Origin of the sequence: Streptomyces sp. NPDC005728, assembly GCF_040630895.1 — a bacterium.
In the GTDB taxonomy this organism is placed as follows: Bacteria; Actinomycetota; Actinomycetes; order Streptomycetales; family Streptomycetaceae; genus Streptomyces.
In genome coordinates, this window is sequence record NZ_JBEXYL010000223.1 from 1 (window position 1) to 5,033 (window position 5,033).

General features: G+C 70.7%; 4 protein-coding genes. 3 read left to right on the top strand and 1 reads right to left on the bottom strand.

Annotated elements, in window-relative coordinates; all coding sequences use genetic code 11:
* Positions 1-198 (top strand): Fe-Mn family superoxide dismutase (locus ABZ471_RS47625; RefSeq protein WP_359075398.1); only part of this gene is annotated, 198 nt, incomplete at its 5' end.
* Between the two features lie 107 nt (positions 199-305).
* Here the strand turns inward: ABZ471_RS47625 and ABZ471_RS47630 are convergent.
* Positions 306-968, bottom strand: a complete 663-nt coding sequence (locus ABZ471_RS47630) for a DsbA family protein (protein WP_359075399.1) — start codon at positions 966-968, stop codon at positions 306-308.
* A gap of 138 nt (positions 969-1,106) precedes the next feature.
* Here ABZ471_RS47630 and pepN point away from each other — a divergent pair, with 138 nt between their 5' ends.
* A complete protein-coding gene (gene pepN / locus ABZ471_RS47635; protein ID WP_359075400.1) occupies positions 1,107-3,686 on the top strand; it encodes an aminopeptidase N in 2,580 nt (859 codons plus the stop codon).
* A gap of 207 nt (positions 3,687-3,893) precedes the next feature.
* Positions 3,894-4,931, top strand: a complete 1,038-nt coding sequence (locus ABZ471_RS47640; protein WP_359075401.1) for a hypothetical protein — start codon at positions 3,894-3,896, stop codon at positions 4,929-4,931.
* Positions 4,932-5,033 lie beyond the last annotated feature (102 nt).

Below are 5,033 nucleotides of genomic sequence, written 5' to 3' on the forward strand. Positions count from 1 at the left end.
GACCACCAGGGCAACGTCGGCCAGGGCTCGACCCCCGTCCTGGTCTTCGACGCCTGGGAGCACGCCTTCTACCTGCAGTACAAGAACCAGAAGGTGGACTTCATCGAGGCCATGTGGCAGGTCGTCAACTGGCAGGACGTGGCCAGGCGCTACGCGGCCGCCAAGTCCCGCGCGGACGTGCTCCTGCTCGCCCCCTGAGTCGTCCTGCCTCGTGATCGTCTTCTCACCCTTCACGTTGGCAGGCGGATGAAAGAAGACCCCCGCGAGGACGTGACTCGCGGGGGTCTTCCGTGGTGCCGAAGCGCCTACAGGTTGCTGAAGTCGGGGCCCTTGGTGCGGCTCCGCTTGATCTCGTAGAAGCCGGGGACGGAGGCCACGGCGATGGTGCCGTCCCACAGACGGGCCGCCTCCTCGCCCTTGGGGGCGGGGGTGACGACCGGTCCGAAGAAGGCGATCTGCTCGCCGTCGGGGCCCGGGACCGCGATGACCGGGGTGCCGACGTCCTGCCCGACCTTCTCGATGCCCTCCTTGTGGGAGGCGCGCAGCTCGGCGTCGAACTCGAAGTCGTTCTGCTCGGCGTACTCGATCAGCTCGGCGGGCAGGCCGACGTCCGCGAGGGCACCGGCGATGGCCTCCAGGGTCGCGCCCTCGTCGTTGTTGTGGATACGGGTACCGAGCGCGGTGTAGAGGGGGCCGAGGACGTCGTCGCCGTGCTTCTGCCAGGCCGCGGCGACCACGCGCACCGGCAGCCACGCCTTGGTGGCGAGCAGCTCGCGGTACTCCTCGGGCAGTTCGTCCAGCTTGTCCTCGTTGAGGACGGCGAGGCTCATGAGGTGCCAGCGGACCTCTATGTCCCGGACCTTCTCCACCTCCAGCACCCAGCGGGAGGTCATCCAGGCCCAGGGGCACAGCGGGTCGAACCAGAAGTCCACGGGGGTCTTGCCCGGCGTGGTCGCGGTCTCGGACATGCTTCTCCTCAGCAAAAGGGCTTTTGAGGAGCCAACATTCCGGCTCCCACCCTCATTCCCTGATGCCTCGTGTCAGGGGCGCGTGGCAGGATCGGTCCTGATCCACCCCATCCAAGCGACCACGAGGGAGTGCCGCCCGTGCCCGGTGAGAATCTGACCCGCGACGAGGCCCGGGAGCGGGCCGCCCTGCTGTCCGTCGACGGGTACGACGTGGCGCTGGACCTGCGGTCCGCCGTCGGCGACGGGGGCGGTCAGCCGCGCACCTTCCGCTCGGTGACCACGATCAGGTTCCGCTGCAACGAGCCGGGGGCGTCCAGCTTCGCCGACCTGATCGCGCCGAGTGTGACCTCTGTCACGCTCAATGGGAAGGACCTCGATCCGGGCGAGGTCTTCGACGGCTCCCGGATCACCCTGGACGACCTGGCCGCCGAGAACGAGCTGACCATCGACGCGCAGTGCGCCTACTCCCGCACGGGCGAGGGCATGCACCGCTTCGTGGACCCCGAGGACGGCGAGGTCTACCTCTACACCCAGTACGAGCCGGCCGACGCCCGCCGCGTCTTCGCCAACTTCGAGCAGCCGGACCTGAAGGCCCCGTACCGCTTCGAGGCGCAGGCGCCCGAGGGCTGGACGGTGTGGAGCAACGGCGCCGGCGAACTCGCCGACGGGGTCTGGCGGTTCGCGGAGACGAAGCCGATCTCGACGTACATCACGTGCGTGACGGCGGGGCCGTACCACTATGTGACGGACTCCTACGAGCGGACCTTCGAGGACGGGACGAAGCTGGAGATCCCGCTCGGCGCCCTGTGCCGCAAGGGCCTCGCGCCCTACTTCGACGCCGACGACATCTTCCTGGTCACCAAGCAGGGCCTGGACTTCTTCCACGACCACTTCGACTACCCGTACCCGTTCGGGAAGTACGACCAGGCGTTCGTGCCCGAGTACAACCTGGGCGCGATGGAGAACCCGGGCCTGGTGACCTTCCGCGAGGAGTACATCTTCCGCGGCAAGGTGACGCAGGCGTCCTACGAGGCACGAGCCAACGTCATCCTGCACGAGATGGCGCACATGTGGTTCGGCGACCTGGTCACCATGGTGTGGTGGGACGACCTGTGGCTGAAGGAGTCCTTCGCGGACTTCATGGGCACGTTCGCGAACGTCGGCGCGACCCGCTTCCGGGACGCCTGGATCACCTTCGCCAACCGCCGCAAGGCCTGGGCCTACCGCGCGGACCAGCTGCCCTCCACGCACCCGATCACCGCGGACATCCGCGACCTGCAGGACGCCAAGCTCAACTTCGACGGCATCACGTACGCCAAGGGCGCCTCCGTACTGAAGCAGCTGGTGGCGTATGTCGGCGAGGAAGCCTTCCTGGAGGGCGCCCGCCGCTACTTCAAGCGGAACGCGTACGGCAACACGCGCCTGGGCGACCTGCTGTCGGTGCTGGCGGAGACCAGCGGCCGGGACATGACCACGTGGGCCCGCTCCTGGCTGCAGACGGCCGGGGTGAACTCGCTGACCCCGCAGGTGCTGCTGGACGCCGGGGGCCGGGTCGCCGAGCTGGCGGTGGTGCAGGAGGCGCCGGAGTCGCACCCCGAGGAGCGCCCGCACCGGGTCGCGGTGGGCCTGTACCGCCGGACGAGCGAGGGCGCGCTGGAGCGCTACGCGCGCGTGGAGACGGACGTCGAGGGTCCGCGTACGGTCGTGGCCGAGCTGGCCGGCGCCGAGGCCCCGGAGCTGGTGCTGGTCAACGACGACGACCTGACCTACTGCAAGATCCGCTTCGACGAGACCTCGCTGACGACCCTGCGCGCGCACCTGGGCGCGCTGACCGACCCGCTGGCCCGCGCCCTGTGCTGGTCGGCGCTGTGGAACCTCACCCGGGACGCCCTGCTGCCGGCGCGGGACTTCGTGGACCTGGTGCTGCGGTTCGCGGGCCGGGAGTCCGACATCGGTGTGCTCCAGATGCTGCACGCGTGGGCGAACTCGGCGCTGGTGCACTACGCGGCGCCTCAGTGGCGCGCGACCGGCGGGGAGCTGCTCGCCGAAGCGGCCCTGCGGGAGCTGCAGGCCGCGGAGCCCGGCAGCGAGCACCAGCTGGCCTGGGCGCGCTTCTTCGCCGCGGTCGCCTCCGGCGAGACGGACCTCGCCCTGCTGAAGGGCCTGCTGGAAGACACCGAGACGGTCGAGGGCCTGGACGTGGACCAGGAGCTGCGCTGGGCGTTCCTGGAGCCGCTGGCGACCCACGGCGTGGCCGACGAATCCGCCCTCGCGGCCGAACTGGCCCGCGACGACACGGCGTCCGGCAAGCGCCACCAGGTCCGCTGCCTGGCGGCCCGCCCGTCGGCGGCGGTCAAGGCACAGGCCTGGGCGCAGGTCGTGGAGTCCGAGGCCCTGTCGAACGCGCTGGTGGAGGCGACGATCACGGGCTTCGACCAGCCCTCGCAGCGGGAGCTGACGGCGCCGTACGCCGAGAAGTACTTCGCGGCGATCGAGCGGGTGTGGCAGGAGCGGTCGATCCAGATCGGCATGGACGTCGTACGGGGTCTGTTCCCCGGCTTCCAGGACCGCCAGGAGACGCTGGACGCGACGGACGCGTGGCTCCGGGCCCACGCGGACGCGGCACCCGCGCTGCGCCGGCTGGTACTGGAGGCGCGGGACGACCTGGCGCGGGCGCTGCGCGCACAGGCGTGCGACGCGGCAGCCGTCGACGCCTGATCGTTGGCCTGAGCTTCCCCGGTCGGTGACCGTTACGGAATTCAGGCAATAGCAGCCGTAACCCCTGGTCCGCACCCGATTGGACCAGGGGTTTTCCGTGCCTACTCGGCACCCGAACACCTGTCCTTTAGTACCACCTTGTCCGCATTTATCGACGACCGTGTAACAGCGGTTAAGGGAGGGACAGGACGCGGGAATCCCGACGCCATGACGCACAACACCCCGCTCTCCCCCCGCCCCCTCCGCCACCTCTCCGAGGTCCACCGCCGCGTTCTGACGGCGGCCCAGCTCCGCTCCCACGGCGTCTCCACGGCCGAGCTGAACGACCAGTGCCGCCCCGGCGGCCCCTGGCAGCTGCTGCTGCCGAACGTGGTCCTGCTCCACCCCGGCCCGCCGACGAGCGAGGAGCGTCTGCACGGGGCCCTGCTGTACGCGGCCCGGGAATCGGCCCCGGGCGTCCCGGCCCAGCCCACCGCCGACGAACCCCACCGCCCGGTCTACGCGGACGCGGTGATCACGGGTCTGGCGGCGCTGACCCTGCACGGCTTCTCCTCGACCCCGCCGCTGCTCTCCCTGGACCGCGTCGACGTGCTCGTCCCCCGCCTGCGCCGACTGCGTTCCAACGGCTACGTCCGCGTCCTGCGCACCCCGTCCCTGCCGACCCCCTGCGCGGTGACGGGACTTCCGGTGGCACCGGTGCCGCGCGCACTGGCGGACGCCGTGGCGGAGCTGACGGACGCCGGGGCGGTACGCCGGCTGCTGACCGAGGCGGTGCGCGCCGGTCACTGCGAACCGGCGGCGGTGGTAAGGGAGTTGACCCTGGCGAAGCTGCTGAGCCGCCCGCACGTGGTGGACGCGGTGGACTCGCTCGTGGCCGAGGGCCGGGCGATCGCCGAGGACCGTCTCTACCGGATGGTCAGCGAGCACGGCCTGCCCGACCCGGTCTGGAACGTGGACCTGCGCCTGCCCGGCGGCCCCCACCTCGGCGGCCTGGACGCGTACTGGCCCGAGCAGGCGGTCGCGGTCGAACTCGACACCCGGGCCCCGCGCCAGGACGAGGACGCCCTGTGGTCGGAATACGCGCGCAAGCGGGAGCACTTGGAACGCCTGGGGATCACGGTCGTCCACATCACGCCCAAGAAGCTCCGGGAGTCCCTGGAGCAGCAGGCGACGGTGGTCCGTACGGCCCTGATGGCGTCCGGCGACCGCGACCCGGCCGCGTACGTCGTGGTGCTGCCCCGGTAGTGACGGACGGGGCACGCACCAGGAGGGGAGAGGCAAATGTGTGGAATGCCTCCGTAAGGCGATCTCACGGGCATCTCCATGCCTCCCCGGCCGGTGACCGAC

Excerpts from the sequence above, each read along its gene's own strand:
- ABZ471_RS47630 (WP_359075399.1), bottom strand. The coding sequence starts at position 968 with ATGTCCGAGACCGCGACCACGCCGGGCAAGACCCCCGTGGACTTCTGG.
- ABZ471_RS47640 (WP_359075401.1), top strand. The coding sequence starts at position 3,894 with ATGACGCACAACACCCCGCTCTCCCCCCGCCCCCTCCGCCACCTCTCC.